This window comes from Exiguobacterium sp. s7, from assembly GCF_018618195.1.
GTDB classification, from domain to species: domain Bacteria; phylum Bacillota; class Bacilli; order Exiguobacteriales; family Exiguobacteriaceae; genus Exiguobacterium; species Exiguobacterium mexicanum_A.
The window spans coordinates 80,373-106,745 of record NZ_JACSLO010000005.1 but is presented as its reverse complement, the minus strand read 5'-3'; the positions used below and the strand labels follow the sequence as shown (position 1 = coordinate 106,745).

The following is a 26,373-nucleotide window of genomic DNA, read 5'->3' as shown; positions in this document are numbered from 1 at the left end:
TAAGGGGGAACTCATTGTGATCGAAATTAAAGTACCGGAATTAGCAGAGTCCATTACGGAAGGAACGGTCGCGTCTTGGCTCAAACAGCCAGGCGACCACGTCGAAAAAGGGGAAGCCATCGTCGAACTCGAGACGGACAAAGTCAACATCGAGGTGCCGGCCGATGAGTCGGGCACGCTCGACGAGCAATTGGCGGCCGAAGGGGACACGGTCCAAGTCGGACAAGTGATCGCTCGCCTCAGCTCAGGATCGGGTGGCGGCACGGCCGTCGCGACGAAGACAAAGACAGAAGCACCTGCTGAGACGGCTCCAGCACCAGCCGAGACGAAAGTCGAAGCGGTCGGGGAAGCGAAGAAAGTCGAGCGCCGTGAAGAGCACGTCGCGAGCCCTGGCAAAGGACCGATTGCGACACCGGCGGCCCGTAAATTGGCCCGTGAGAAAGGCATCGACTTGTCAGCCATCCAAACGAACGACCCGATTGGCCGCATCAACGTCCATGACGTGACGAGCCACGAGTCGAAACCGGCACCGGCACCGGCGCCACAAGCACCGAAAGCACCGGCAGCGGCACCGCAACCGGCGGCGAGCGGCAAAGAAGAGGAGCGCATCAAGATGACGCGCCGTCGTCAAACGATTGCCAACCGCCTCGTCGAGGTGCAACAGACAGCGGCGATGCTCACAACGTTCAACGAAATCGATATGTCGGCTGTCATGGCGCTCCGTAAACGTCGCCAAGAGAAGTTCATCAAAGACAATGACGTCAAACTCGGCTTCATGTCGTTCTTCACGAAGGCGGCCGTCGCGGCACTCAAACGGATGCCGTACTTGAACGCTGAGATTCAAGGCAATGAGATCGTCTTGAAGAAATACTATGACATCGGCATCGCCGTGTCGGCTCCGGACGGCCTCGTCGTCCCGGTCGTTCGCGAAGCGGATCGCAAAAACTTCGGTGAGATCGAGAAGGATATCTTGCACCTCGCCGATAAAGCCCGCAACAACAAGCTCGGGTTGAGCGACCTTACAGGTGGTACGTTCACAATCACGAACGGTGGCGTCTTCGGCTCACTCTTGTCGACACCGATCTTGAACGGCCCACAAGTCGCCATCCTCGGGATGCACTCGATTCAACTCCGTCCGATCGCCATCGACGCCGAGACGATGGAGAACCGTCCGATGATGTACGTGGCACTCTCGTATGACCACCGCATCGTCGATGGTCGTGAGGCCGTGACGTTCCTCAAGCACATCAAAGACATGATTGAAGACCCAGAACAATTGTTGTTCGAAGCGTAATCCAAGAAGGTCCATGCCAAGCGGCATGGACCTTTGTTTATGCGATGAGCGCCTCATCGAGCGTGATTTGATGCTTCCCGTTCGCTTTCGAGCGATAGAGCGCCTGGTCGGCCCGTTCGATGGCGGCGTGCGGTTCCGACTCCGTCTGCCAGAGCGACGCGCCGATACTTGCCCCGACGCTTGTCGACCCGTCTTCGATGACAATCGGTTCGGACAGGGAGGCGATGAGGTCTTGTCCAATCTGTGTGATCGATTGTTCGCTCTGTCCATTCCGTTCGAACAAGAGGAAGAACTCGTCACCGCTCAACCGGACCGGATAGGCACCGTCGAGCGTCACACGTTTCAATCGTTCGGCGATCTCAATCAAGACGACATCACCCGTGGCGTGGCCATACGTGTCGTTGACGGCTTTGAAGCCGTCGAGGTCGATATAGAAACAGACGTATTCGTTCTTCGTCGCCTGGGCTTCGTTCAAATAGTGACGGAGCGCCGTCCGATTGGCGAGTCCGGTCAAGACGTCACGGTTGGCGAGTGACTCGTAATGGACACGTTCCGACTCGGACTCGGTGAGCGACGTGACGAGTGACTCGAGGGCGAAGGCGAGCGTTTCGATTTCATGGATGCCCGACTGGTGCGGGAACGTCTTCGCTTTCCCTTGTTTCATGAGAGCGGCCGTCTCGGTGATGCGTTGTAGCGGTCGGGTCACAATCGAGGCGAGGAACCATCCTAGCGTGGACGTGACGAGCGAGGCGATGAGACCAATCCATAAGATTTTATTCTCAAGTTCGATGACCGGGGCGAATGCGACCTCGGTCGGCTGGCGAACGACGACGCTCCAACCGAGACCGGCGTAATCTTCATACCCTTCGCCGGTGGCGACACCGGTCAGATAAGACGTTCCGTCCTGCCATGTGTCGACGTGCCAGCCTTCCTTCAATGACGTCGGGAGCGGCTTGCCGATGAGATGATCTGGTCCGAGCAACACCGTGTTGTCGCGTCCGCTGACGACGAACAAGTCGGTGTAGTCGGATTGATGATGGAGCGTCCGATTGAAGTGGCGGAGCACTTCCTTGCCCCATTCCCAACTGAGGTGGGTCGCGAGTACACCTTGGAAGGCGCCGTCGCGGACGAGCGGGACGCTGATGTCGACGAACTGGAGCGGTTCGCCGCTAGGGTTCGGCAACAGTTCGGCGAGCAATACAGCTTCATGCACATCACCGATGAACGGCTCTTGCTGTGCATTTAGAAACACGGGACGTTCGCCAATCGAAGCGCCTTCTAAAATCCCGTTCGTCGACGCGACGACATTCCCTGATGCGTCGGTCACGCCCATCCATGAGAAAGCAGGGATGTTCGTCTGGACCTGGTCGAGAAGCGCCCGGCTCGAAGCAGGGTCGTTCAAGGCGTCGAGCCCTTGTAGCAATTGGATCTCTTGATAGCGCGACCACATGTAGAAGTCGAGCTTATCGACGAGCTGGTGCGACGTCATCGACAACCGTTCCCCGATCTCTGCTTCGAGCGAGGCGGCGGAGCGTTGGCTGGTCATGTACGTTAGCGTGATGGTGAGCAAAAAGACGAGTGTGGCGATGCTGAGCGCCAAGATCAGGCCGAGGCGCATCGAAAATGATTTCATGAACAAATTCCTCCTACAGTGACAATCTCCACTCTGTTCATCGTCATCTTTGCCGTGACATGAAGCGAAGTTACGAAAAAACAAGGGTGATTTCGTGGAAACAGATAGCGCTTTCGTTATAATGAAAGACGAATCGATACAAATAGAGGTGAGACAAATGAAACAGAATAAACTATTGGTCATCGCGACGCTGCTCGCGGTCGCCCTCGTGGCCGTTGTGGTCGTTCTCTTGAACCGGCCGGCCGAACAAGTGGAGACGGCGGCACCGGTAAAGGCAGAGCATGTGTCGACCGAAGGACAGCCGACGCTCGGAGATGCGGACGCACCCGTCTCGGTCGTCGAGTTCGGGGATTATAAATGCCCGTCTTGTAAACAGTGGGGTGAGACGGTCTATCCGAAGTTGAAGCAAGACTATATCGACACCGGGAAAATCAGTTTCAGCTACATCAACGTCCTGTTCCACGGACAAGAGTCGATTTTGGCATCGCTTGCGTCAGAGTCGGTGTATAAACAAGACCCGGACGCGTTCTGGGATTTCCATAAGGCGCTCTATGACGCGCAACCGGCGAGTCAGCAGCACGACGAGGCATGGGTCACGGTCGAGCGGTTGACAGAGATTGCGAGCGAGACGACATCGGTCGACGTGGCGAAGCTCGAGGACGACTTGAGTGAGAACTCGACGGTGCTCGACCAAGTGAGCCTCGATGACGGGCTCGTCAAAGAGCACGGTGTCCAGTTCACCCCATCGATCATGATCAACGGGGTCATGCTCGAAGACCCGTTTGACTATGAGACGATTGAGCGGTTGATCGAGCAAGGCACACCATGAAGCAGTCGTTCTTGACCCGTTATGGTCTCTATCTCGCTTGGCTCGTCGCCCTCGCAGCGACGCTCGGCAGTCTTTACTTCAGTGAGATTCGCGAGTTCGTGCCATGTGAGCTTTGCTGGATTCAACGCATCTTCATGTATCCGCTCGTCATCCTGCTCGGCGTTGCCGTGTTCACGGACGACCGGGCGGTGAAGAAGTATGTATTGCCGCTGTCGATGATCGGCGGTCTCGTTTCTTTGTACCACTACTTGGTCCAAAAAGTGCCCGGGTTCGCCGACATCAAACCGTGTGTCGCAGGCGTACCTTGTAACGTGCAATACATCAATTGGTTCGGGTTCGTGACGATCCCGTTCCTTGCCTTGACGGCATTTACTTTAATCACGCTCCTCGTTTGGCGCGTGAAACGCAACTGACAACGAAGGAGATGGAACGTGTGAAGAAATGGATGCTTTTCGGGCTGATCAGCCTCATGGTGGTGCTCGCTGCATGCGGCAACGAAATCGAAGACCCGCTCAACTGGGAGATCGAGTCGTTCAATTATATGAATCAAAATGAAGAGATGGTCAGTCTTGATGATTTGAAAGGGAAGGTATGGATGGCCGACTTCGTGTTCACAAACTGTGAGACGGTCTGTCCACCGATGACGTACAATATGACAAAGCTCAATGAGGCGCTCGTCGAGGAAGGTGTCGAGGACGTCCAGTTCGTGTCGTTCAGCGTCGACCCGACCGTCGACACGCCAGATAAAATCAAAGAGTTCATGGCAAACTACGACTTGGCACAGGCCGACTGGCAGTTCTTGACGGGCTACTCGCAGGAGGAGATCGAGGCGTTCGCGCAACAGAACTTCAAGGCGCTCGTTCGTAAACCGGCAGAGGGCACGCAAGTCGATCACGGGACATCCTTCTACCTCGTCGACCAAGACGGGAAGATCATCAAAGTGTATCCCGGTTTCCAAGAGGTACCGCTCGAGGATATCGTGAACGATATTAAGATTTTACAAGAATCATGAGACGGCCATGTGCCGTCTTTTTCTGTATTCAAAAACAGGGAAATCGGCGCTAGTACCGTATAATGAAAACGTAGAGGAGTGGATGAACATGAAGAAGACATTATTATTTTCATTGTTGGGCATGGCAGCCGTGACCGGGACCGTGCTCACCCAATATAAACCGCTCGGGAAAAAGCCGAAAACGCTACGATCGCCGAACCTCGTGAACGGCAAGTTTCGCAATCAGCTCGAGACGCCGATGCGGTTTTCAACGGACGACATGATCTCGATGTCGAAGGAATATTTGAACCCGGACTCGCTTCGGAAACCGAGTGAGCGGTTGCCGGTCGTCCCAATCGACTTCAGCGAGAAACTCGGCTCGAGCTTCACCCGCATCTATTGGCTCGGCCATTCGGCGATGCTCGTCCAAATGGATGGCAAGACGATGCTCGTCGACCCGATGTTCGGCCGGAGCCCGTCGCCGCTCCCGTTCGCAAAGAACGAGCGGTTCAGCGAGGACTTGCCGTTCGAGCTCAACGACTTACCAGATATCGATGTCGTCCTGCTCACGCATGACCATTACGATCATTTGGACTATGCGACGATTCAAACAATCAAAGACAAGGTCGCGGTCTTCATCGTCCCACTCGGTGTCGGCAGCCACTTGAAACGGTGGGGTGTCGGGACGGAACGCATCGTCGAACGTGATTGGGGCGAGACGTACAACTTCGGGCCATGGACGTTCGTCTGCACGCCGGCTCGGCACTTCTCGGGCCGCTCGCTCACTGACCGCAACGCGACGCTCTGGGCGTCATGGGTCGTCCTCGGTGAGACGGATCGCCTGTTCTTCAGTGGGGACGGTGGATACGGGCCGCACTTTAAAGAGATTGGTGATGCGTACGGACCGTTCGACTTCGCAGCGCTCGAGTGCGGCCAATACGACGAGCGTTGGCCGGACGTGCATATGCAACCGACTGAGACGGCACAGGTGTTCCGGGACGTGCGGGCCGACAAGATGCTCCCGATCCATTGGGGCGCGTTCACGTTATCGTTCCATGCCTGGTTCGACCCAGCCGAACAGATGGTGGGGCTCTTACCACGAGAGGACGTGCTCACGCCGCGAATCGGTGAGCGGATCACGCTCGACGGACGGAACGACACGACCAACTGGTGGCGTGACATCGAAGACATGAACAAGCGCTGACCGAATTCGGTCAGCGCTTTTGTCACGAAGAGAGGCGTTCGGCCTCGTCCGTTTCGATATGAAGTTTGTGTTTGCGCGTGTAGACGAGGAACGCACCCGTCATGAGGATCGAGCTGATCCCGAACAAGACGACCATGAGCTGTAAGCCGATTAAGTCGAGGAAGAAGCCAGTGACGAGCAACACGACTTGGAAGACGATCCGGTCGAGCATGTTCCGGAACGAGAAGAAGCGGCCGTGATAGTCTTTCGGCATCCGTGTCTGGAAAATCGTCACGGCCGTCGGGAAGAAGCAGCCGACCGAGAAGCCGAACAAGACGAATGCGGCGATCGAGACGGCAGGGATGTCGGCGAAGTAAAGCATGAGCTGGGCGACCCCGATCAAAAACGAGAACGTGAACAAGATGGAGAACACGGAGAACTTCTCACCGATCCGTTTGATGAGAAACGCACCGACCATGAAGGCAATCCCTTCGGCCGTGTAAATCCATCCTTTGATCGCCGTCGAGTCCTGCAGCTCGCTAATGTTAATGACGAGCAAGTTGAACCCGCCGATGAAGAGGAGCGGGATGAGCGTCATGACGAGCGTCATAAAGATGACCGGAATCGATTTAATGATCGGAAAGACGTCCTTAAACCCGCCGGACGACTTGGCGTCCACTTTCTTCGCAGACGGGACGGTCGTCTCGTCGATCTTCAAGAACCACGTCGCGACGGCGAGAAGGAGATAAGCGACAAGCGAGAGCGAGTAGACGTCCCGAAGTGAGATGAGCGTGAGCAAGATGCCGGCGATGGCCGTCCCGATGACCCGCGACAGCGTCGACACGTTCATATGCACCCCGTTCAAGGCGAGTAACTCTCGTTCCTTGACGATGAGCGGGATGGCCGCTTGGAGCGCCGGGAAGTAGAACGCGGCCGACCCTTGCAGGAAGACGAGGAAGACGACCATCCACAGCACGCTTCCCGTCTCGATGGCGACGAACATGAACAGGACGCTCAGCGCCCGGACAATACTTGAGATGAGCATGATTTTCTTTTTCGAGCCTTGGTCGGTGAGACGGCCGGCGAGCGGCCCGATGGCGACCCCGGCGAGCAGTCCGCCAGCGAGGATGAGCGCCTTGACGAAGTCAGACGGCACTTTCTCCTGCATGAACTCCAAGTTGCCGATGATGCCGAGCCAAAGCCCGAGACCGGCGACGAACTCCCCGGTCAAGATGATCCAGACGTTGCGATTTTTCCACATATGGTTAAGTCCTCGATTCTTATTAGCTAATAATAATTATCCTTCAGAACGATTTAGAAAGCTACAAAAAAGAAGCCGGGATTCGGCTTCTTTCAAATCAGATATCGCAGTTGTCGTCCGTGCACGTCGCACCGCCTGAGAGCACTTGAAGCGTCGGTGCCGATTCGGCCCACGTCTTCTCAAGCACTTGTGTGAACGCCTCGGTCGGTTGCGCGCCAGAGACGCCATATTTTCCGTCAAAGACGAAGAACGGGACGCCGGTGATGCCGAGGTCGCTTGCACGCTTCTCTTCAGCGCGAACGTCTTCCGTGTATACGTCTGAAGCGAGCACGTCTTTCACGGCGTTAGCATCGAGTCCGACACTTGTCGCGATCTCGACGAGGACGTCGTGCTCGCCGATATGTTTCGCGTCGACGAAGTAAGCCTTGAGGAGCGCTTCTGACAGTTCTTTCTCTTTGCCGACCGTCTTCGCATAGTGCGTCAATCGGTGCGAGTCGAGTGTGCCCGTGACGACCATGTTGTCGAAATCGTACTCAAGTCCGACGGTGCGGGCCTGGGCAGCGACTTGTGCCGTCGTGCCTTTCGCCTGCTCGAGCGGCATGCTGTATTTCTTCGCGAGTGCTTCGTAAATCGAACGCGAGTCCGTCGTCGGGGCGTTCGGGTCGAGCTCGAAACTCTTGAACTCCACTTCGACGTTGTCCGCGTGCGGGAACTGTTCGAGCGCTTCTTCTAGACGGCGCTTGCCGATATAACAGAACGGGCAGACATAGTCTGACCAAACTTCAATTTTCATCATAAATCCCTCCTACAGTCAGTGTAGGATGTCTTGAATTTGAAGTAAATGAATGTGCTCACGAAAAAAGCCCTCACGAGGAGGACTTAAAAGACGTACCAGAACACGCAGACGAAGTGGGCGAAACTGCCGAACAAGATGAACAAGTGGAAAACCTCGTGGAAGCCCCAACCGCGCCAGTTGACGAACTTCGGTTTGAAGCCGTAGATGAGCCCGCCGATCGTGTACATGACGCCGCCGAGGATGAGCCAGAAGATACCGGCGTTGCCGATGACTTCATGAAGCGGCCCGATGAAGAACACCGATAACCAGCCCATGCCGATATAAAGTGCCGTCGACAAGAAGCGCGGCGCGTGGAACCAGACGAGCTTGAAGACGATGCCGAACAAGGCGAGCGCGTGGACGGTACCGAACAACACCCAACGCGTCGGCCCTTCGAGCGCAAGCAACGTGAGCGGGGCGTACGTCCCGGCAATCAAGGCGTAAATCATCGCATGATCGATTCTCCGGAAGAAAGCGATGACTTTCGGCGAGGCGATGATGCTGTGGTACAGGCCCGACGACAAATAGAGGAAGACGAGGCTAATCCCAAACAAGATCGCAGCCATGATGGCGAGCGGCGACCCGAGCAGAGACGCTTTCACCGTCATCGCAATCAACGCGACGAACGCGAGCACGGCCCCGGCCAAATGGGTCAGTGCATTAATCGGTTCCCGAAAAATCGAATTCATGTAAAAACACTCCTCATCACGTCATGTAGTATCCATAACTACATGATAAGCTGTATACGGAAGAACAACAAGGTTTTTGTTTCGACAAATCAGGTTTGTCCGTATACTGAAAGGGAGGTGATCCAATGAAACCGCACGAGATTGTAGAGACGGAAGGGACATTGCCGAAGCAGGTGCTCCCGACGATCGACTTATATATGGACCAAGTCATCCAGCTGTTTGAGCAACATTACGGCAAGATGAAACGAAGCGACGATGAGACGATTTTGACGAAGACGATGATCAACAACTACGCCAAGGGCAAACTGTTCCATCCCGTCAAAAACAAGAAATACACGAACGAGCACTTGATGTTGCTCAGCCTGATTTACGAGATGAAAGGATTGCTCTCGATCAATGACATCAAAAAGACGCTCCGGCCGTTGAACGAGTCGGACGAGGGTTTCTCGCTCGAGGACTTCTATGACGCGTACCAGGTTCAGAAAGAGCAGAACATGCAGGCGTTCGAGGCGCAAGCCGAGACGCTCCTCGCCAACGTACGCACGAACGAGACGAACGGCATCCAACAGTCGCTCGCCATCGCCTCGGCCGTCCATATGAGCCACTTGTTCCAACGGCTCGCTGAACAGTTGATTGATGAAGGCAAATAAAAATGTCCCCTAGAATCCGATTGGAGTCTAGGGGACATTTCATTTCAGACGATCGCGTTCGAAGCGCTCACCTTTGTTGTACAGTTTGATGACAAGAAGTGGTGCTGCATAACTGATGGTCACGAGAACGAGTAGCGTCCAGAAGAGATTATAATCCAACATGAGACGCTCATACGCAAACGATAACAACAAGATGACAGCGATATGAATTACCGGGTGGAGGTGCCGGAACAAGGCGTTGAGCACACTACTGATGAATACAGTCAAAATTACGAGCATGAACAAGCCGAACGCAATCAACAGCCACATGTAATCCATAAGTCACCGCCTGGTTAATTATTGATGTGCTTCTCGAACACGTCACCGAAGTCTTTGCGGTTCCACTCGTGATAGTGACCTTTGAGCCAGTCGAAGCTTTGTTCGTTCAATTCCTTGAACGTCGACGCCACGTTCATGTCGCCTTGGCGGAGCCCGCTCAAAATCGACACCGAATGCGTGAGTGACGCGTTGGCATACTCCATCATCTTCCGGCCTTCACGTTGCTTCTCAGCGATGGCGAGGAGCGATTTGTACAAGTCTTTCACATGCTCGATTTGTTTCTTGTTCACGTCGATTGAGTACGGCTTGTCGCCGATGGTGAACTTGATCTCGACGTCCATGTCGACCGTACCGGCCGTCTCGAACATGACGTTATTCAATGGGAAATGGGCGTAAGGATAACGGTACAAGACGCGTTTCGAACTCATCGCACTCGTCCCGTCGAGGTGGATCATCGCCAAGTTTGTGAAGCAGTACTCGTCCGATTTCGATTTGATCAAGAAATAAATCTTCTCGTTGTCCTCATGCAGGACGTAATCATCCGAATCCGCTTTATCAAAATCTTTCGGGTCGATGACTTCGCCGATATCGCTGAAGCCCGTCAAATCAGAAGCTAGTTTTTTGAACATGTACAATCTCTCCTCAGTAGTGGATTTTGTGCATCTCGTTCGGGTCAGACCCGGTCCGCTCGTCGCGGTTGAGTCCATCGATCGCGTGCATCTCTTCTTTCGTCAACGTGAAGTCGAATACCTCTATATTCTCGCGAATCCGGCTCGGCGTGACCGATTTCGGGATGACGGCGACGCCGTTCTGCAAGTGCCAACGCAAGATGACTTGAGCCGGCGACTTCCCGTACTTATCAGCGATCTCGGTGATGACCGGATCCTCGAGCGCCTCACGCCCTTTCATGAGCGGACTCCACGCCTGGATCTGGATATCGTAGCGCTGGCAGAACGCAATCAACTCTTTTTGGGACAGGTATGGGTGGATCTCGACTTGGTTCACCGCCGGGACGATCGAGCACGACTGGATGATCTGTTCGAGGTGGCTGATCTCAAAGTTCGAGACCCCGATGGCCCGAACCTTGCCTTCCTCATACAACTGTTCGAGCGCTTTATACGTCTCGACGAACTTGCCGAAGCGCGGCATCGGCCAGTGAATCAAGAACAAGTCGACATATTCGAGCCCGAGCCGGTCGAGGCTATCTTGGAACGCTTGGAGTGCCTCGTCATAGCCGTGGAACTCGTTCCACAGTTTCGTCGTCACGAAGATGTCTTCCCGCGGGACGCTTGACTCGCGAATCGCTTGGCCGACGCTCTCCTCGTTTTGATAGATGGCCGCCGTGTCGATTAACCGATAGCCGGCATCAAGCGCCGCTTTGACCGTGTCGACCGTGACCGCTCCGTCTTCCACTTTGTACACGCCGAGTCCGAGCATCGGCAGTTTCACATCATTGTTGAGTGTTGTCCATTCCATAAATTGATTCCCTCCCTCTCACCTCTTACGTTACCGAAAATCGTCCGGAAGTGAAAGCGAAAGCTACAGCCGAATGCTTTCGCCGTGCGCCTTGATCACGATTTGATCACGTTCAAGCTTTGCCGCGGCGACGAGTCGCTCATACGGCTCCTCGACGGGTTCGTAGGATAAGACGAACGTGTCCCAATGCATCGGGAAGAAGCGTTTTGCTCCGCTCTGTTTGAACATTGTCCATGCCTGTTCCGGCGTGCAGTGCGCTTCCTCGAACGACTCGGGTTGATAGGCACCGATCGGAAAAAAGGCGAGGTCGATCGGCTCTTTGTTCGCGAGCCCGTTGAACGACTCGGTGTACGCCGTATCCCCGGCGAACAGCATGCGGACCCCTTTATATTTCAAGACGTAGCCGTTATAGCCCATATGTTTGTCCCATGGGAAACGATTGCCCCAGTGGGCGACAGGGATCGCTTGGACGTGGAGCCCGTTCGCGAGCGTCAATTTGTCGTGTGGATGCATCTCGAGCGTCTGTAAGCTCGGATATTTACGTAACAGTTTGCTCGTGCCTGGAGCCGAGATGACGACCGTATCGCGGGTGATCAGCCGCTTCAGGCTCTTATGGTCGAAGTGGTCCATATGGGCGTGACTGAGCAAGATGACGTCGACGTGCCCAATCTCCTCGATCGAGAGGGCGGGGGCGGTATGGCGTTTCATCCCGAACGTGACCGGGCCGACGTGGACCCCAATCCGGTTCGAGAACACCGGATCGGTCAAAATCTTTAATCCGTACCAATGGATGAGCACGGTCGAATGGCCGACCCAGGTGGCGCCGATCATCGTCTCATCGAACGAGGCGAGGTCCGGCTTGACCGTCGGGACTTTGAAGGCGGGGCGAGGCAGTCTTTGTTTGAATCGTGTATATAAGAACGTACCGACGCTCGCTAGGACAGCGCTCGGGACGAGTAGGTTTCGTAATTTCATGGCAGTCACCTCATCATCTAAGTTGGTTTAATCATACCGCTTGCGTGACGCGCTTGCATCCGCCGGAAGGTGTAGAAAAAATGGGAGATTGTGGGGCACCCCTTGCGAATCCGCTTTCAATTTGGTACGGTTGCAATAACTTAGGAAAGGAAGGTACAACGTGCCATGAAAAAGTCACACGCCCTCAACTGATGAAACGAATCATCACTGTTCGCACGAACAGTCACGGGTGAAGTGTGTCCAATTTCAGGCTACGGGGGTAACCCTTCTTTCCGCTTGACCGGAGCTCTTCACACCATCGCTTTTGAGCGGATGGTGTTTTTTGTTTCATCGCGTATCCGAACAATTAGCGAGGTGAAACAATATGTTATCAATCCAACAAGTCCGGTTCGACCACGACCGGCAACCATTATTCGACAACGTCTCGTTCGACGTGGCGGCAGCAGAACGGGCCATCTTATTCGGACAGAACGGGTCCGGCAAGACGACGCTGTTCAAGCTGCTTATCGGCGAGCTGACCCCACAAGCAGGCACGATCGACGTCTTAGGTTCGGTCGGTGTCGTCGAACAGACGGTGTTTGACGGAGAAGAGACTGCGCTGGACTACGTCATGCAAGGCGACCCGCAGCGCTATCCGCTCTACATGGATGTCACATCAGGTGACACGGCGCGCGTGCTTGAAGCATACGACGAGGCGCTCGCAACTGACGCCTTCGGACTCGAGACCGAAGCGAGACGAGCGCTCAAACGGCTCGGTCTCGACGCACAGGACTCGATCCGGCTCCGAGAGTTGAGCGGCGGTGAACAGACACGGGCCCAACTTGCTCGGCTCACGATGCGACATGTCGATATCGTCCTCTTAGACGAGCCGACGAACCATCTCGATGTCGACTCAATCGAGTGGCTGACGCGCTGGGTGAACGAGTTTCCGGGTACGGTGCTCGCCATCTCCCACGACCGCCAGTTCATCGACGATGTTGCGACGGTCATCCTTGAATTAGACGAAGGGAAAGTCGTCCGCTATCCTGGCAACTACACGGCCTATAAACACCAGAAGGCCGAGGAACGTGTACGCGACGAGCGAGCCCATGCCCGCTACGTAGCGCGGAAGTCGGAGCTGCTCGATATGATCGCCCAATATAAGGGCTGGCATTTGAAAGCGAAAGCGACGGCGAGCGTGCGGAGTCCCGGCGCGCAAAAAGGCGCGGCGAACCTCGCCGTCAAAATGAAGGCAAGGGAACGTAAGCTCGAGCAACTCGAAGGTTCTCGGCCCGATCGCCCGAAAGACGCGGCCCACGTCTCCGTCCGTTTCCAAGCCGACCCGCTCGAGGCGAAGACGTGGATCACGGTCGACGACGTCTCGTTCGGTTATGAGGAACCCCTCTTTGAGCACCTCTCGTTCACGGTGAACCGGGGTGACCGCATCTCCATCGTCGGTCCGAACGGAAGTGGGAAGACGACGCTTTTGAAACTATTGATCGGCGAACTCGCACCGGAGGCAGGGGACATCAAGCGTCACCCGAAACTGAAGGTTGGCTATTTCTCGCAGACGCTCGCGCGATTGCCGAAAGACGGGGCGTTGCTCGACGCACTTCTCGCCGAGAGCGACATCACAGAGACGGAGGCACGGACGCTTTTGGCGCACTTCTTATTCCGCCGCGATGAGGTGTATAAGCCGATCCGTGACGCGAGCATGGGGGAGAAGTGTCGCATCGCCTTCCTCATCCTCTACTTCTCGGATGCGGATTTGCTCGCGCTCGATGAGCCGACGAACTATTTGGATGTGGCGACGCGAGAACAAATCGAAGCCGCACTCGACGTATACCGGGGCGGGTTGATCCTTATCTCGCACGACCGGACGTTCCATCGATTGACGGACCGGACGATCGAGCTCGGAAAGACGGTGCGCGTCCTTGAGTCGGGTGATACAAAACCTCCGGTCGACGTCGACGCGACGCTGCGGACGCTCGAGACGTTGACGAGCGAGCCGCAAATTTTCTTCGACGAGGCAGGAAACGGGATCCCTCTTGCCGAATCGGAGAAGGGACGAAACAAATAGGGGTGGAAGAACATGAAAGAAGAAGTACGGGTATCACGGGCAGCGTCACGGAAACGGAAACGGTTTTGGCAATCAGCGACAGTGGTGTTGTTGATCGCCTCGCTCATCGGCGTCATCGCTTTCGCGGCGCTCATGGACTCGAAGAAGTCGGCGTTGCCGGAGACGGACGACATCGCGACCGAATCGGTCAACAGTGAGACGGAAGCGACAGAGGAGACCGAGGCGGAAGCAGAGGCTGACGAGACCGACGGGGTGTTCGTCTATATCGCGGCGCCGTATACGAAAGTGTTTGCCGATGACCGGGTGACGGTCATCTATGAGGCCGACCTCGGCGACCGTTTCGAACAACTCGAGGCCGTCAGTGGTTTCGTCAAGCTCCAATTGAACGAGCGGACGATCGGTTGGGTGACGGAAGCGCAAGTGACGAAAGAAGCGACGAGTGTCTCGGACGAAGATGTGACTGCGGCCTGGAAAACGGTCGTCCCTACGGCCGACCCGGCGACGCTTGAATGGCTCGGACAAGATATCTCGAGCGTCCGCGCCACGCTCGGTGCCCCGAAAGCCGTCCAGCGTGACCAAGTGAACGAATATCATTTCTATGACGGTTTCTTCTTGATGGTGCGTGACCAGCAGGTGAAGGCGATCGACTGGGACCGCCAAGCGGTCGCGACGCCTGATATGACGGCGACGAGCAGTCAAAGCGCCGGCAGTTGGTATGAGGGCGAGACGCGACAATTGAAGTTGTTCCCATATGACGGGGTCATGCGGGTCCGGCTCGAACAAAAATAATGACGATCGTCGAGAGGACATCCCTTTCGGCGATTGTTTTTATGTATTCATTCAAACGAACGTTTGAATGTTAAAGGAGAAAGGTATAGAATGAAAGGGAGAGGAGGGGATGGTATGGGTGCACATCACGATCACCACGGACATGACCATCATCACCATACGACGAATCAACGGGCGTTATTCTGGTCGTTCGTCCTGATCGCGACGTTCATGATCGTCGAGGTCATCGGCGGATTATGGACGAACAGTTTGGCGCTCTTGTCGGATGCGGGCCACATGCTCAGTGACGCCGCCGCGCTCGGACTCAGTTTTCTCGCCGTACGGTTCGGGGCACGGCAGGCGACGCCGGAGCGCACGTTCGGCTATCGGCGGTTCGAGATTTTGGCGGCATTCGTCAACGGATTGACGCTGCTCGTCATATCCATCTACATCATCATCGAGGCGTATCAGCGCTTGTTCGCCCCGCCTGAGATTTTGAGCGGGGGCATGCTCACGGTCGCCATCATCGGACTACTCGTCAACGTACTCGCGGCCTGGCTGCTCATGAGGGGTGAACGTGACAACTTGAACGTCCGCAGTGCACTGTTGCACGTGTTCGGCGATTTGCTCGGCTCGGTCGGTGCCATCACGGCGGCCGTATTGATTATGGCGTTCGGATGGACGCTTGCCGACCCGATCGCGAGTCTGTTCGTCGCTGTCCTGATTTTGTTGAGCGGCTACCGCGTGACGCGGGAGGCGATCCATATTTTGATGGAAGGGACACCCGACCAAATCGACGTCGTGGCGATGCAACGTGAACTCGGTGGCGTCGATGGCGTCAAAGAAGTCCATGACTTACATGTCTGGTCAATCTCATCGAACGAACTCGCCGTCACGTGCCACGTCTTGATCGGGGCAGACACGGACGACCAGCGCGTCTTGCGTGAGGTGACGAAACGAATCCGACAGTTCGCCACGTTCGAGCGTTCGACCGTTCAAATCGAACGGGAAGCACAATGTTGCGAAGAACGGACGATCTGGTAAATAAACAAGCGGTCCCTGACATCTGTCGGGGACCGCTTGTTCGTTATGGTTTCAAGACGACTTTGACGCAGTCGTCGAGATGATCATTAAAGATTTTGTAGGCGTCGGCCGCTTGTTCGAGCGGCAAGCGGTGCGTAATGATGTCGGTCGGGTCGAACTTCTTGTCGACGATCATTTGGAACAACTCGGGCATATAGTGGATGACCGGGGCTTGTCCGGTCTTCAATGTGACGTTGCGTGTGAAGAAGTCGCCCATCGGGAACTGGTTGTAGTTCATCGGATAAACACCGGTCAATTGGACGATACCGAACTTACGGACGGCTTCTTTGGCGACTTTGATGGCGCTGAGCGTGCCGCCTTGGACCATGAGTTTCTGCTCGACTTTCTCGATTGGTGATTTCTTCCCGTCAATCCCGACACAGTCGACGACGATATCGGCGCCGCCACCCGTGATCTCGCGGATGTATTTGCCGGTTTCGACCGGGTCTTTCAACAGGACGGTCTCGACGTTGTTCGACAGCTTGGCCCGATTCAAACGATAGATTTCGGGGTCGACGGCGATGACACGTTTCGCGCCGCGCACCCAGGCGAGCTTTTGCGTCATCAGACCGACCGGCCCCGATCCGAGGACGACGACCGTGTCGCCAGCCTTCATACCCGCGTTGTCTAGACTCCACCACGCCGTCGGGATGACGTCCGATAAGAACAGGAGCGCCTCGTCATCGAGCTCGCACGACTCCGGGATGACGAGCGGCATGAAGTTTCCATACGGTACTTTTAAGTACTCGGCTTGACCGCCGGGATGGTTCCCGAACTGCTCGGTGTAACCGAACAACCCGCCGGCGTCGGTGTGCGGGGCATGGTTCGAGTTGTCGCACTGGCTCTCCATGTCGTTCTCACAATAGAAGCAATGGCCGCACGAGACGTTGAACGGCAAGACGACGCGGTCGCCTTTTTTGACCTTTGTCACGTCCGGTCCGACTTCTTCGACGATGCCCATCGGCTCATGGCCGATGATGAACCCATGACGGGTTGGCATGTTCCCTTGATAAATATGCAAATCCGATCCACAGATGGCCGTCGATGTGATCTTGACGATAATCTCTTCCCGATTCTCGATCTCCGGGTCTTTCACGTCCTTGACTTCGATGTTCTTCGTTCCTTGATAGGTAACAGCACGCATATGTCCACTTCCTCCTTTTTTCAAAAACAGGTAAGTCACAACATGGATACTGTACCCGCACTCGGTGCATGCGAATCCGATTTTTAGGGAAAATAGGAAAAGGGGCTCATTGAGGAGCCCCGGTCCCAGCGACGTCGATGACGACGATCTCTGGTGGGTTGAACACGCGCGGTACACTGACGCTGTAGTTGAAGCCGCGACCGATGACGTGGGTGAACGTCTCGTGCTCATATAGACCGCCGGCATACTTCGGGAAGAAGCCTTGGTCCGGCGCGTACAGCCCGTTCAATAAATAGGGAATTCGAACCTGCCCGCCGTGGGCATGGCCTGAGAGGACGAGGTCAAACGGTAAGGCGGCGTACGTCTCGACCTGCTCGGCCCGATGTGACAAGAGCAGACTGAACGCCGTCTCGGTGTCGACATCACCGAGTGAGGTCAATGCCGTCTTTTCCCAGCTGCCGTGGATGTTTTCCGTATACGTCCGCAATGGGTCCTCGAGTCCGCCGACGAGGACGTCGACGCCGTTGACATTGATTGACGCGGTCTCGTTCTCGAGCACGGTCACACCATAGGAGCGAAATACGTCCTTGACGTCGTGGCGGACGAAATCGTCCGAGCCGTCGATCTCATGATTGCCGGTCACGAAATACATCGGCGCGATCCCTTGTAGCCCCTCGATCAATTCGAACGAGGCGTCGGGGGAGCGGAAGCGGTCGAGGATATCACCGGGCAGGGCGATCAAATCCGGTGCTTGGTCTCGTACTTTATCGATCAAGACGCGCTGGTCGTCCCCGTACGAGTAGCCGTGTAAGTCCGACAGCAGGACGACTCGGAACGATTGTCCTGCCTCGAGCTTGTCCGACTCGACCGCATAATTGCGGACGGTCAGGCCGTTATAGAAGGCGGCGAGAAGAAATGCGACCCCAAGGCCGAACGTCACATATTTTCGTTTTCCTTTGAACATCATCCGCCTCCTCTCCTTGTCTATCGTTCCTTCATTCTACTCCGTAGAGTAGGGAGACGCAAAAAAAAGCCCGCTCGGAAGCGGGCCATCGAATTATGCTGCTTTGGCAGTCAACTTGACGTCGACGTTGCCGCGTGTCGCTTTCGAGTACGGGCAAACTTGGTGTGCCGCTTCGACGAGACGTTCCGCCGTCGCTTGATCCACACCTTTGATCTCGACTTCTAGTTCGACCGAGATGAAGAAGCCTTCATCGTCTTGGTTGAGCGTCACGTGTCCTGTGACGTTCGTGCCATCTGTTTTAATACGTTCTTTGCCGATAACGAGGTTCAAGGCGCTACCGAAACATGCCGCATAACCCGCTGCGAAGAGTTGCTCCGGGTTCGTCGCTTCGTCCGCGTGTTTTGAGCCAGGCATTGAGACGTTCAAGTCGATGACGCCGTCCGTCGATGTAACGCGACCTTCGCGGCCACCGATTGCAGTTGCTGAAGCTGTGAATAATGGTTTCATGATTCAATTCCTCCATTTCGTTTTTAGGCAATTAAGTTGTGCACAATTTAATTATAGGGCAGTCAAACAGATAAGCAAGTGATATGCTTGTCCTAAGACTATAGCCGGAGGAAATGACATGAAAAGTTCGTTAACATTAGAGCATCAGATTTGTTTTCAGCTCTATACCGCCTCGAAAGAATTGACGCGCCTGTATCGGCCGATTCTCGCGCCGCTCAAGCTGACGTATAGCCAGTACTTGGTCATGCTCGTCTTGTGGGAAGAAGACAATATCGACATGAAACAACTCGGCGACCGACTGACGCTCGACTCGGGCACGCTGTCGCCGCTCGTGAAACGTTTGATTCAGCTCGATTACGTGGAGAAAGTCCGGGCGACCGACGACGAGCGTCGCGTCCTCTTATCCCTCACGCCGTCCGGCAGCGCACTGCGTGAGCAGGCCGAAGACGTACCGGTCAAAGTGAGTGGTATGCTGAATATAGATGAAGCGACGTACGTCGCTTATATGCAGATGCTCATCGATATCAAGACACGACTGCGTGACTTCGGTGAGCGACAGGAGTAGTTTTTTCGAAAGGAGACGCGATGTTTCGTAAACTAGTGATTCTATTACTCGCGATCGGCATGTATGCGGCCTGGAAGTATGAAGTGCCGAACGTGTCGGCGCCGACGAGCGTTCAAGTGAAGTCGACGGAAGTGGCGGAAGAACAACAGGAACGTGCGACCGACGCGCCGCGCTTCACGAGCCAATATGCCGGGCATGACTGGTACTTGCTCGAGAAGGGCGGGGACCGGAGCCTCGAGTTGATCGATGACGACGGTTCGAAGAAAGGCCATTACCAGTTCGAGACGGGGAGCGTCTATGAAGGACTCGTCGTGGGTGAGACGACACGGCAACAAGTTGAGCAAATCGGTTTCGATGAGGTCAAGTCGTATAATAAGGGACTCAAACGCTATTTGATCCCGGACGACCCATCATTCAACGTCTATGCGATCGACGACGACTATGTGACGCTCTTCTTCGATCAGCACGATGAGGACAAGCTAAAGGCCGTGCTCACTGTCGACCGGGACGTCGAGGAGTCGAGTGACGGCTATTACGGCGACGTGTCGGAAGACAATCTCGTCGCGAACGAACAGTTGATGCGGATGCTCATGAACTGGGACCGTCAGAAGTTTGGATTGTCGGCGCTCGCTGACTACGAACCGCTGCTCCCGGTCGTGCGCGCCCATAGTGAGAACATGGCCCGCAACAACTTCTTCAGCCATACCGATCCCGAGGGCCGCGACCCGTTCGAGCGGATGAATGAGGCCGGCATCGCCTACTCCCTCGCCGGAGAGAACTTGGCGATGGGGCAGATGAGCGTCTTCCACGCCCACTGGGGACTCATGAATTCGCTCGGCCACCGGGAAAACATTTTGAAAGATGGTTTCACGCACGTGTCGGTCGGCCTCGTCTATAATGAGGAGTCGAGCCCGTTCTACACGATCAACTTCATCACACCGCGTTAACAAAAAGGATGGCCTGCCGGATTGTGGCGGACCATCCTTTTCCTTATAACAGGCGTTTGACCGCCGTCTCGATCTCGTCCGGTGTCGTCTGCGGCGAGAACCGTTCGATGACGTTGCCTTTCCGGTCGACGAGGAACTTCGTGAAGTTCCACTTGATCGTCTTCGAGCCGAGCAGGCCAGGTGCTTCTTTCGATAAGTATTGGAAGATCGGGTGGGCGTCTTTCCCGTTCACGTCGACTTTGGCGAACATCGGGAACGTCACGCCGTAGTTCAATTGACAGAACTCGCTGATTTCCTCGTTCGAGCCCGGATCTTGATTGCCAAACTGGTTGCATGGGAAGCCGAGGATATGGAACCCTTGCCCCTGGTAACGTTCATATAATTTCTCGAGCCCGTCGAGCTGTGGTGTGAAGCCGCACTTGCTCGCCGTGTTGACGATCAACAGGACGTCCCCCTCGTATTTGGATAGCGGTTGGAGCTTGCCGCTCATGTCGGCCGCTTCATATTGATAGATCATGTTGATTCCCCCTTTTTGTTTTCATTATAACAATCGGAATTTCAAGACACGACTTTGAACCGGTCGTCCGCAATCAAATTGTCATGAAATGATGAAGTCGTTGTTACAATGAAACATGATGGACGGCGTATAATGAGACTCGTTGTAGAAAGGAACGGTGTTATGTACATACTGAAAAATGAATTTATATGGATCAGTTTGATCCTGATTGGCTTATTCTTCTCGAGCGCGACCCCATACTCGGACCAGAGTATCGTCTCACCGCTCGAACGCATCGATTGGACGTGGGCCGAACCGATGCTGTCGACCGTCGACTTCGAGTACGCCGGAGGACCAGTATCGCTCGAGGCGAAAGGGAGCGTCGGCTTGATTGAGTTCTTGATTCGGAAAGCGGCGCACTTCACCGTCTTCTTCGCTCTCGGGGCACTTCTCGTCAAAGCCGTGTCGCGGACAAGACTCCATGCCGGTCTGACAATCTTGTTTGCCTGGACGCTCGCGAATACGGTCGCCATCTTTGATGAGTTCCATCAAAGCCTGACGCCGGAGCGGACGCCGCTCATTCAGGATATCCTGCTCGACAGTTTCGGGGCAGGCTGTGGCGCCCTTCTCGTTGGCGGTTATTATTTGTGGAAACACGGCCGGACGAACCGGTCGCGATCGGGGTATGTCTCCCCAAGGTGGTAAAAAAATCATATAGGTAGTTATTTGGAAAGCGCTTTCAAGAAGTGCTTTTCTTTTTTATTTATAACGTTTTTGTGACATGGGGAAATGAGAAATCCCTTTATACCCCCATTTTTAAACGTATAAAACCTAAAACAGGTCAATGTAATGCGAATGAAATATAAGTGTAAAATAACTTTAGGTTTAGATTGCTATAATGAGTCTCAGAGCGATACAGGAATTCGCGTTTTAACTTATAAATTATTCGATCTATTTTATATAGAAATTCACAGAACTCAGCGGAGGGAAGCACATTGGTTAACTTGAAGAAATTTGCAGCAACCGTCACTTTAGGAGCTCTTCTCATTAGCGGCACGACACCTGGCTATGCAGCGTCACTTACAGACAAACAGAAAAAGGTGCAGCAGCAACAACAAAAGAATAGCAGTGAACAGAGCAAAGCGAACGCCTCGATCCAAAAACGTGAACAGGCAATCAGCAAAGAGCAGCAAGAAATCAACAAGTTAGACGCTGAACTCCAAGACGTCATCAACGACGTCGCGCAAAAGAAAGCTGAGATTCGTGCGACACAACAAAAAATCGCAGCCCTTCAAAAGCAAATCAAACAATATGAAGCGAAGATGAAGGCACAAGAAGAGCTCATGAAAGAGCGCATGGCCACAATGCAAAAAAATGGCGGCGGTTCGATCGACTGGGCAGAGTTCATCTTCGGTTCGAAAGACTTCGGTGACTTGCTCACACGCATGATCACAGCTGGTACGATCCAAGAGAACGACAAGCAAATCTTCGAAGAGTACCAAGCGACAAAAGAAAAATTGGCGAAAGCGCAAGCTGAATTGAAAGCCGAGCGCGACGCTCTCGTGAAACAAAAAGAAGAACTCGAACAACGTCAAAAGACGCTCAACAAGAAAATGAAAGAGCGCGCAGCGAAGATCAAGAAACTCAACGCTGAAAAAGTGAAGTTCGAATCGAAATTGGTGAGCCTCCAAGAAATGGAGTCAACACTCAAGTCACAAGAAAAAGCCATCAAAGCTGAAATGGAAGCACAACGTCGTGCGGCCGAAGAAGCCAAACGTGCGGCAGCGGCAGCAGCGGCAGCGAAGAAACAACAGAGCTCAAACTCTGCTGCGAGCGCAGTCAACACGCCGACAGCATCGGCAGCAGCTTCAGTACCAGCAAGCGGTGGCATGTTCCAACGTCCAGCAAGCGGTCGCCTCACACAAGGATGGGGTCCAGCAAGCGGAGCGAACGGCTACTCGTTCCACAACGCTCTTGATATCGCAGGTCCAGTCGGTACACCGATCTATGCAGCACAAACAGGTACGGTCCTCCGTGCAGGTTGGAGTGGCGCATACGGAAACCAGGTCATGATCGCACACGTGATCAACGGACAAGTATGGACGACAGTATATGCTCACATGAACTCAATATCCGTTTCTGCGGGTCAACGCGTGTCACAAGGACAAAACATTGGCGGCATGGGTAGCACAGGGAACTCGACAGGTTCACACCTTCACTTCGAGATTCACCGTGGTGGCTACTCGTACTCATCTTCGAGCGCGGGAAGCACAGTCAACCCAGCATTATTCTTCTAAACATAAAGACAGTGATCGACAAACGCGTCGATCACTTTTTTGTTGCCTTGTACGTGATAAAGGTCAAAAGGGCGGCGCCAATCACGCTCAGCCAGAGCGTGTCCCAGTTCGGGTCGTCGAGCATGCTCCTCCCGCCGAGGAAGACCATATAGCCGAGCACCGCGAGCGTGGCGAGCGTCAAGACGGTCATCCGGATCCGGCGTGGGATGCGGAGCCACCAACCGAATAATCTGTTCATCAAAAATCGCCTCCACCTACAGTATAGGGGAGGCGACACGAATCAGCTAGGCAATCGAATCCATGCCGAAGTGAAGATTTTTTGATAGCCGACTTCTTTGTAAATCTTGTTCGATGTCGGGTTGCTCAAATCCGTATAGAGCGTACAATATTGTTTCGACGTCAAGAGCTCCCGGCTCAGCTCGGCGACGAGCGAACGGGCATAGCCGCGCTTGCGCAACGCTTTCGGTGTATAGACGAACGAGACGTTGACGCCGTTCGCGGTCTCACGTGATTTCTTCGCGCAGGAAACGACCTTGCCGTCGACTTCCCAGACGTACACTTCTTGATTCTCGAGCATCGTCGCAATCTTTTGTTTTGCGTCTGCCTTCGACGAGACCGGCAAACCGGTTTCTTTTTCAAACGCGTTATACGCCTTTACGAGGAACGTCTCATCGTCCTCGGTCGCCCGTCGCATCGACCCTTCCGACAGCGGGATGTCGTTGACGTGATCAAGACGATACAGACCCTGCTCCATGAAGACTTTCGGCTCTCGCGCCGTCAGGATGTACCAGAGCGTGTAGAAATTCATCGCTAGATCGGCTTGCGAGACGACCTCGGTGAATGGGATATCACCATTTAATAGTTCAGGCACGAGCAGACGAAGGACGTCATCCTCTCGCTCGGGCGTCACGAGCACATAGTTGAGCGGATGGGGCGGCGTCACTTGCAGGATTGCGAGCACATCACCGTCATCTTCGACGGTCAGTTGATGATACGACTCGTATCGGCCTTGCTTGATGGCATCGAGCACGCCAATCATCAAGCTGTTCTCGGCCTCATGTTCGAGCAGGTGGGGCATGACACGTTCTTCAAATCCGGATAGGTCGTTCCAACGAATCAGTTCCATGTAAACACCCTTTCTTCGTATGTATGAAAAACGGGCAAACCGCGTGGCCTGCCCGTTTTCCTCATTCTATCAAATTTTGGAGCGTATTATGCGATTTCTTCGCGCGCTTTCGCGTCGTCGAGGAGTTTCGTGTTGCGTTTGAAGTAATGAACGATCTTGGCGATGGCCCCGTCTCCCGTGACGTTCGTCGCCGTGCCGAAGCTATCTTGTGCCAAATAGAGAGCGATGACGAGACTTTGCATCGTCGCATCGAACCCGAGGATTGAACCGAACAAACCGAGTGAGGCCATAACGGCTCCACCTGGTACGCCTGGTGCCGCGATCATCGTGACGCCGAGGGCGAGGATGAACGGAAGCACGATCGCGTAAGACATCGGCATGCCGTTCAAGTACATGAGGGCGACACCGACCGATGTGAGCGTGATGGTCGACCCTGACAAGTGGATCGTCGCACAGAGCGGGACGACGAAGTTGGCGACGCCCTCGTCCGTGTTGTTCGCTTTCGCTTGGCGAAGCGTGACCGGGATTGTCGCCGCTGACGACTGTGTCCCGATGGCCGTGAAGTAAGCCGGCATCATCGTCTTCAAGAGGCGAAGCGGGTTCTCTTTGTTGAGACCCCCTGCGATCGAGTATTGAATCAAGAGCATCGTCAAGTGTAGGACGATGATTGTGACGAAGACGAGCGAGAACACCGAGAGAATCTCAGCGACTTGTCCGGCATACGTCATGTTCATGAAAATTCCGGCGATGTGAATCGGTAATAGTGGAATGATGACTTTGCTGATGAGTAGTTCAATGATATCGCGGAAATCCATGGCCAAATCGAGCGAGCGCTTGCTTTCGATGGCGGCAATCCCGATGCCGATGACGAATGCGAGAATGAGCGCCGTCATAACGCCGAATACCGGTGGGATCTCGAATTCCATGAAGCCTTTTAAGAGCGCTTCCTCCGGGCTTTCAGCTGACGCGTTGTTACGTGTCAAAATTTGTGGGAACAGGTTGCTCGTCGCGAAGTAGGCGAGCGTCCCGGCAACGATTGTCGATACGTATGCGATCAGTGCCGTCAAACCGACCAATTTCCCAGCGCCTTTTCCAAGTTCCCCGATTCCTGGAATGATGAAGGCGAGAATGATGAGTGGGATGGCGAAGCCTAGGAACTGTCCAAAGACCGTGTTGAACGTGACGAACGTCCGGACAATCCAGTTCTGGCTTTCTGGTACGATGCTACCGAGTAGAATCCCGAATGCGATAGCGATGATGATGCGACCTAGAAGGCCAATGCGTAATTTCAAATAAATCATCCTCTCTTGATGTTTGAATTGTTGCTATTTTCGCACATTTCATGCGGTATTGCCACCCTATCTTTCATTTTTCAATGAAGATTGATGTTTGACAACTTTGAAATAGGGTATTACAAAATGTTGGAGTGGAAAAGCGAGGGACCTTCTTCTTTTCCTAATATACAAACGATGTTATGATTAATTTTGAATAGACGTAAAGGAGGGGTGACGCGTGCAGGTACAACGAACAACAATTCATATCGCGGGTCAAGACTATACGATCGTCAGCGAAGAGCCGGCCGATCATGTGAGGGAAGTGGGCTTTCTGGTCGATAGCAAAATCCGTGAGATTCGTGAACAGTCCCCTCATCTAGACGCTCGTCAGGCAGCGGTGCTCGCCGCTATCCAAATCGCGAGCGATCACGTCAAAACTAAACGAAATACGGGAGAATAAATCACTTTATGGTTACTCTACTTATACTGTTTTTCTTGTTCATCGGAATCGTTAACGGGTTCCGTCGCGGGGCGATCTTGCAGCTCGGCCATTGGGTCGCGCTCATCATTAGTTTCCTCGTCGCCAATGCATACTACCGTGATCTCGCCGAAGCGTTCAAGCTTTGGATTCCGTATCCGTCGCAACTCGATGGAACGCTTCCGAAAGGTGTCATCGATTTAAACGCGCTCACGGGGCTCGAGATGACATTTTATAACGTCTTTTGGTTCGTCGTGTTGTTCGTCGTCACGAAACTTGTCTTGCATCTCATCCTATCGATGCTCGACTTCTTGACGGACTTGCCGATTTTGCGCCAATTGAAAGGCATCATTGGTGCCGTCCTCGGTTTCTTCGAGGCGTATGTGATCACGTTCTTCATTTTATGGGTCATCGCCTTCGTGCCGATGGCAAGCGTCCAAAGTGCGGTCGATAACTCGTCGCTCGCGACGTACATCATTCAAGACACGCCATACCTCTCAGAATGGTTCTCGAATAAGATGTTGTAACACG

Annotated in this window: 30 protein-coding genes; 15 read left to right on the top strand and 15 right to left on the bottom strand. The window is 54.3% G+C overall.

Annotation, left to right across the window (positions count from 1 at the left end; all coding sequences use genetic code 11):
* The first annotated feature begins 16 nt into the window (after positions 1-16).
* Entirely contained in the window at positions 17-1,294 is a 1,278-nt protein-coding gene (gene odhB, locus KNP79_RS08280) for a 2-oxoglutarate dehydrogenase complex dihydrolipoyllysine-residue succinyltransferase (protein WP_215191987.1), read from the top strand.
* A 37-nt stretch (positions 1,295-1,331) separates the two neighbouring features.
* Here odhB and KNP79_RS08275 read toward each other — a convergent pair whose 3' ends face one another.
* Positions 1,332-2,927: a diguanylate cyclase domain-containing protein gene (locus tag KNP79_RS08275; RefSeq protein ID WP_215191985.1), complete on the bottom strand. Its 1,596-nt coding sequence runs from the start codon at positions 2,925-2,927 to the stop codon at positions 1,332-1,334.
* 157 nt (positions 2,928-3,084) lie between these two features.
* Between KNP79_RS08275 and KNP79_RS08270 the strand changes: the two genes are divergently transcribed.
* The 4 genes from KNP79_RS08270 (at position 3,085) to KNP79_RS08255 (ending at position 5,951) form a co-directional block, all read left to right on the top strand.
* On the top strand, positions 3,085-3,756 hold the full coding sequence (locus KNP79_RS08270; RefSeq protein ID WP_215191983.1) for a DsbA family protein: 672 nt from the start codon (positions 3,085-3,087) through the stop codon (positions 3,754-3,756).
* The gene (locus tag KNP79_RS08265; protein ID WP_214752441.1) at positions 3,753-4,169 is read left to right on the top strand and encodes a disulfide oxidoreductase; all 417 of its coding nucleotides are present in this window, start codon (positions 3,753-3,755) and stop codon (positions 4,167-4,169) included. Before KNP79_RS08270 ends, KNP79_RS08265 begins: the two co-directional genes overlap by 4 nt.
* A gap of 11 nt (positions 4,170-4,180) precedes the next feature.
* Complete coding sequence (locus KNP79_RS08260) at positions 4,181-4,768, top strand: SCO family protein (RefSeq protein WP_034776677.1); 588 nt, start codon at positions 4,181-4,183, stop codon at positions 4,766-4,768.
* Positions 4,769-4,856: 88 nt separating this feature from the next.
* A complete protein-coding gene (locus KNP79_RS08255; RefSeq protein WP_215191981.1) occupies positions 4,857-5,951 on the top strand; it encodes an MBL fold metallo-hydrolase in 1,095 nt (364 codons plus the stop codon).
* A 22-nt stretch (positions 5,952-5,973) separates the two neighbouring features.
* Here the strand turns inward: KNP79_RS08255 and KNP79_RS08250 are convergent, their stop codons facing one another.
* The 3 genes from KNP79_RS08250 to trhA all read right to left on the bottom strand — a co-directional run bounded on the left by KNP79_RS08250 (position 5,974) and on the right by trhA (position 8,715).
* Entirely contained in the window at positions 5,974-7,191 is a 1,218-nt protein-coding gene (locus KNP79_RS08250) for an MFS transporter (RefSeq protein WP_215191979.1), read from the bottom strand.
* A 97-nt stretch (positions 7,192-7,288) separates the two neighbouring features.
* Complete coding sequence (locus KNP79_RS08245) at positions 7,289-7,984, bottom strand: DsbA family oxidoreductase (protein ID WP_215191976.1); 696 nt, start codon at positions 7,982-7,984, stop codon at positions 7,289-7,291.
* Between the two features lie 86 nt (positions 7,985-8,070).
* Positions 8,071-8,715, bottom strand: a complete 645-nt coding sequence (gene trhA / locus KNP79_RS08240; protein WP_215191974.1) for a PAQR family membrane homeostasis protein TrhA — start codon at positions 8,713-8,715, stop codon at positions 8,071-8,073.
* 125 nt (positions 8,716-8,840) lie between these two features.
* On the opposite strand from trhA, the gene KNP79_RS08235 reads away from it, so the two are divergent.
* A complete protein-coding gene (locus KNP79_RS08235; protein ID WP_215191972.1) occupies positions 8,841-9,365 on the top strand; it encodes a DUF1836 domain-containing protein in 525 nt (174 codons plus the stop codon).
* A 39-nt stretch (positions 9,366-9,404) separates the two neighbouring features.
* On the opposite strand, the gene KNP79_RS08230 is transcribed toward KNP79_RS08235, so the two are convergent.
* From KNP79_RS08230 to KNP79_RS08215, 4 genes are all read right to left on the bottom strand, one after another.
* Complete coding sequence (locus KNP79_RS08230) at positions 9,405-9,683, bottom strand: hypothetical protein (RefSeq protein ID WP_034776686.1); 279 nt, start codon at positions 9,681-9,683, stop codon at positions 9,405-9,407.
* 14 nt (positions 9,684-9,697) lie between these two features.
* On the bottom strand, positions 9,698-10,312 hold the full coding sequence (locus KNP79_RS08225) for a PH domain-containing protein (RefSeq protein WP_215191970.1): 615 nt from the start codon (positions 10,310-10,312) through the stop codon (positions 9,698-9,700).
* 13 nt (positions 10,313-10,325) lie between these two features.
* The gene (locus KNP79_RS08220; protein WP_214752447.1) at positions 10,326-11,159 is read right to left on the bottom strand and encodes an aldo/keto reductase; all 834 of its coding nucleotides are present in this window, start codon (positions 11,157-11,159) and stop codon (positions 10,326-10,328) included.
* Positions 11,160-11,222: 63 nt separating this feature from the next.
* Positions 11,223-12,134, bottom strand: a complete 912-nt coding sequence (locus KNP79_RS08215) for an MBL fold metallo-hydrolase (protein ID WP_214825103.1) — start codon at positions 12,132-12,134, stop codon at positions 11,223-11,225.
* A 364-nt stretch (positions 12,135-12,498) separates the two neighbouring features.
* Here KNP79_RS08215 and abc-f point away from each other — a divergent pair, with 364 nt between their 5' ends.
* From abc-f to KNP79_RS08200, 3 genes are all read left to right on the top strand, one after another.
* A complete protein-coding gene (abc-f, locus tag KNP79_RS08210) occupies positions 12,499-14,193 on the top strand; it encodes a ribosomal protection-like ABC-F family protein (RefSeq protein ID WP_215191968.1) in 1,695 nt (564 codons plus the stop codon).
* A gap of 12 nt (positions 14,194-14,205) precedes the next feature.
* Positions 14,206-14,982: a hypothetical protein gene (locus KNP79_RS08205; protein WP_034776691.1), complete on the top strand. Its 777-nt coding sequence runs from the start codon at positions 14,206-14,208 to the stop codon at positions 14,980-14,982.
* Between the two features lie 114 nt (positions 14,983-15,096).
* Complete coding sequence (locus KNP79_RS08200; protein WP_215191966.1) at positions 15,097-16,005, top strand: cation diffusion facilitator family transporter; 909 nt, start codon at positions 15,097-15,099, stop codon at positions 16,003-16,005.
* Between the two features lie 43 nt (positions 16,006-16,048).
* Here the strand turns inward: KNP79_RS08200 and KNP79_RS08195 are convergent, their stop codons facing one another.
* The 3 genes from KNP79_RS08195 to KNP79_RS08185 all read right to left on the bottom strand — a co-directional run bounded on the left by KNP79_RS08195 (position 16,049) and on the right by KNP79_RS08185 (position 18,659).
* Positions 16,049-17,188, bottom strand: coding sequence for a zinc-dependent alcohol dehydrogenase (locus KNP79_RS08195; protein WP_034776693.1), 1,140 nt, complete (start codon positions 17,186-17,188; stop codon positions 16,049-16,051).
* 106 nt (positions 17,189-17,294) lie between these two features.
* Positions 17,295-18,152, bottom strand: a complete 858-nt coding sequence (locus tag KNP79_RS08190) for a metallophosphoesterase (RefSeq protein WP_215191964.1) — start codon at positions 18,150-18,152, stop codon at positions 17,295-17,297.
* A 93-nt stretch (positions 18,153-18,245) separates the two neighbouring features.
* The gene (locus tag KNP79_RS08185; protein ID WP_021066776.1) at positions 18,246-18,659 is read right to left on the bottom strand and encodes an organic hydroperoxide resistance protein; all 414 of its coding nucleotides are present in this window, start codon (positions 18,657-18,659) and stop codon (positions 18,246-18,248) included.
* 118 nt (positions 18,660-18,777) lie between these two features.
* Between KNP79_RS08185 and KNP79_RS08180 the strand changes: the two genes are divergently transcribed.
* On the top strand, positions 18,778-19,224 hold the full coding sequence (locus KNP79_RS08180; protein WP_215191962.1) for a MarR family winged helix-turn-helix transcriptional regulator: 447 nt from the start codon (positions 18,778-18,780) through the stop codon (positions 19,222-19,224).
* Positions 19,225-19,244: 20 nt separating this feature from the next.
* Positions 19,245-20,171, top strand: a complete 927-nt coding sequence (locus tag KNP79_RS08175) for a CAP domain-containing protein (protein ID WP_215190327.1) — start codon at positions 19,245-19,247, stop codon at positions 20,169-20,171.
* Between the two features lie 43 nt (positions 20,172-20,214).
* On the opposite strand, the gene KNP79_RS08170 is transcribed toward KNP79_RS08175, so the two are convergent.
* The gene (locus KNP79_RS08170) at positions 20,215-20,688 is read right to left on the bottom strand and encodes a glutathione peroxidase (protein WP_215191960.1); all 474 of its coding nucleotides are present in this window, start codon (positions 20,686-20,688) and stop codon (positions 20,215-20,217) included.
* Positions 20,689-20,850: 162 nt separating this feature from the next.
* On the opposite strand from KNP79_RS08170, the gene KNP79_RS08165 reads away from it, so the two are divergent.
* Both KNP79_RS08165 and KNP79_RS08160 read left to right on the top strand, forming a co-directional pair.
* Positions 20,851-21,372, top strand: a complete 522-nt coding sequence (locus tag KNP79_RS08165) for a VanZ family protein (RefSeq protein WP_215191958.1) — start codon at positions 20,851-20,853, stop codon at positions 21,370-21,372.
* Between the two features lie 299 nt (positions 21,373-21,671).
* Positions 21,672-22,964, top strand: a complete 1,293-nt coding sequence (locus tag KNP79_RS08160) for a murein hydrolase activator EnvC family protein (RefSeq protein WP_251132920.1) — start codon at positions 21,672-21,674, stop codon at positions 22,962-22,964.
* 31 nt (positions 22,965-22,995) lie between these two features.
* On the opposite strand, the gene KNP79_RS08155 is transcribed toward KNP79_RS08160, so the two are convergent.
* The 3 genes from KNP79_RS08155 to KNP79_RS08145 all read right to left on the bottom strand — a co-directional run bounded on the left by KNP79_RS08155 (position 22,996) and on the right by KNP79_RS08145 (position 25,391).
* Entirely contained in the window at positions 22,996-23,202 is a 207-nt protein-coding gene (locus KNP79_RS08155; protein WP_138859809.1) for a hypothetical protein, read from the bottom strand.
* A 42-nt stretch (positions 23,203-23,244) separates the two neighbouring features.
* Positions 23,245-24,090, bottom strand: a complete 846-nt coding sequence (locus KNP79_RS08150; protein WP_215191954.1) for a GNAT family N-acetyltransferase — start codon at positions 24,088-24,090, stop codon at positions 23,245-23,247.
* An 86-nt stretch (positions 24,091-24,176) separates the two neighbouring features.
* Entirely contained in the window at positions 24,177-25,391 is a 1,215-nt protein-coding gene (locus tag KNP79_RS08145) for a dicarboxylate/amino acid:cation symporter (RefSeq protein ID WP_214797141.1), read from the bottom strand.
* 211 nt (positions 25,392-25,602) lie between these two features.
* Between KNP79_RS08145 and zapA the strand changes: the two genes are divergently transcribed.
* Positions 25,603-25,824 (top strand): cell division protein ZapA, encoded by a 222-nt coding sequence (gene zapA, locus KNP79_RS15725; RefSeq protein WP_021066785.1) that lies wholly within the window; start codon positions 25,603-25,605, stop codon positions 25,822-25,824.
* Positions 25,825-25,832: 8 nt separating this feature from the next.
* On the top strand, positions 25,833-26,369 hold the full coding sequence (locus KNP79_RS08135; protein ID WP_215191952.1) for a CvpA family protein: 537 nt from the start codon (positions 25,833-25,835) through the stop codon (positions 26,367-26,369).
* The last annotated feature ends 4 nt before the right edge of the window (positions 26,370-26,373 follow it).

Excerpts from the sequence above, each read along its gene's own strand:
- KNP79_RS08275 (WP_215191985.1), bottom strand. The coding sequence starts at position 2,927 with ATGAAATCATTTTCGATGCGCCTCGGCCTGATCTTGGCGCTCAGCATC.
- KNP79_RS08270 (WP_215191983.1), top strand. The coding sequence starts at position 3,085 with ATGAAACAGAATAAACTATTGGTCATCGCGACGCTGCTCGCGGTCGCC.
- KNP79_RS08265 (WP_214752441.1), top strand. The coding sequence starts at position 3,753 with ATGAAGCAGTCGTTCTTGACCCGTTATGGTCTCTATCTCGCTTGGCTC.
- KNP79_RS08260 (WP_034776677.1), top strand. The coding sequence starts at position 4,181 with ATGGAACGTGTGAAGAAATGGATGCTTTTCGGGCTGATCAGCCTCATG.
- KNP79_RS08255 (WP_215191981.1), top strand. The coding sequence starts at position 4,857 with ATGAAGAAGACATTATTATTTTCATTGTTGGGCATGGCAGCCGTGACC.
- KNP79_RS08250 (WP_215191979.1), bottom strand. The coding sequence starts at position 7,191 with ATGTGGAAAAATCGCAACGTCTGGATCATCTTGACCGGGGAGTTCGTC.
- KNP79_RS08245 (WP_215191976.1), bottom strand. The coding sequence starts at position 7,984 with ATGAAAATTGAAGTTTGGTCAGACTATGTCTGCCCGTTCTGTTATATC.
- trhA (WP_215191974.1), bottom strand. The coding sequence starts at position 8,715 with ATGAATTCGATTTTTCGGGAACCGATTAATGCACTGACCCATTTGGCC.
- KNP79_RS08235 (WP_215191972.1), top strand. The coding sequence starts at position 8,841 with ATGAAACCGCACGAGATTGTAGAGACGGAAGGGACATTGCCGAAGCAG.
- KNP79_RS08230 (WP_034776686.1), bottom strand. The coding sequence starts at position 9,683 with ATGGATTACATGTGGCTGTTGATTGCGTTCGGCTTGTTCATGCTCGTA.
- KNP79_RS08225 (WP_215191970.1), bottom strand. The coding sequence starts at position 10,312 with ATGTTCAAAAAACTAGCTTCTGATTTGACGGGCTTCAGCGATATCGGC.
- KNP79_RS08220 (WP_214752447.1), bottom strand. The coding sequence starts at position 11,159 with ATGGAATGGACAACACTCAACAATGATGTGAAACTGCCGATGCTCGGA.
- KNP79_RS08215 (WP_214825103.1), bottom strand. The coding sequence starts at position 12,134 with ATGAAATTACGAAACCTACTCGTCCCGAGCGCTGTCCTAGCGAGCGTC.
- abc-f (WP_215191968.1), top strand. The coding sequence starts at position 12,499 with ATGTTATCAATCCAACAAGTCCGGTTCGACCACGACCGGCAACCATTA.
- KNP79_RS08205 (WP_034776691.1), top strand. The coding sequence starts at position 14,206 with ATGAAAGAAGAAGTACGGGTATCACGGGCAGCGTCACGGAAACGGAAA.
- KNP79_RS08200 (WP_215191966.1), top strand. The coding sequence starts at position 15,097 with ATGGGTGCACATCACGATCACCACGGACATGACCATCATCACCATACG.
- KNP79_RS08195 (WP_034776693.1), bottom strand. The coding sequence starts at position 17,188 with ATGCGTGCTGTTACCTATCAAGGAACGAAGAACATCGAAGTCAAGGAC.
- KNP79_RS08190 (WP_215191964.1), bottom strand. The coding sequence starts at position 18,152 with ATGTTCAAAGGAAAACGAAAATATGTGACGTTCGGCCTTGGGGTCGCA.
- KNP79_RS08185 (WP_021066776.1), bottom strand. The coding sequence starts at position 18,659 with ATGAAACCATTATTCACAGCTTCAGCAACTGCAATCGGTGGCCGCGAA.
- KNP79_RS08180 (WP_215191962.1), top strand. The coding sequence starts at position 18,778 with ATGAAAAGTTCGTTAACATTAGAGCATCAGATTTGTTTTCAGCTCTAT.
- KNP79_RS08175 (WP_215190327.1), top strand. The coding sequence starts at position 19,245 with ATGTTTCGTAAACTAGTGATTCTATTACTCGCGATCGGCATGTATGCG.
- KNP79_RS08170 (WP_215191960.1), bottom strand. The coding sequence starts at position 20,688 with ATGATCTATCAATATGAAGCGGCCGACATGAGCGGCAAGCTCCAACCG.
- KNP79_RS08165 (WP_215191958.1), top strand. The coding sequence starts at position 20,851 with ATGTACATACTGAAAAATGAATTTATATGGATCAGTTTGATCCTGATT.
- KNP79_RS08155 (WP_138859809.1), bottom strand. The coding sequence starts at position 23,202 with ATGAACAGATTATTCGGTTGGTGGCTCCGCATCCCACGCCGGATCCGG.
- KNP79_RS08150 (WP_215191954.1), bottom strand. The coding sequence starts at position 24,090 with ATGGAACTGATTCGTTGGAACGACCTATCCGGATTTGAAGAACGTGTC.
- KNP79_RS08145 (WP_214797141.1), bottom strand. The coding sequence starts at position 25,391 with ATGATTTATTTGAAATTACGCATTGGCCTTCTAGGTCGCATCATCATC.
- KNP79_RS08135 (WP_215191952.1), top strand. The coding sequence starts at position 25,833 with ATGGTTACTCTACTTATACTGTTTTTCTTGTTCATCGGAATCGTTAAC.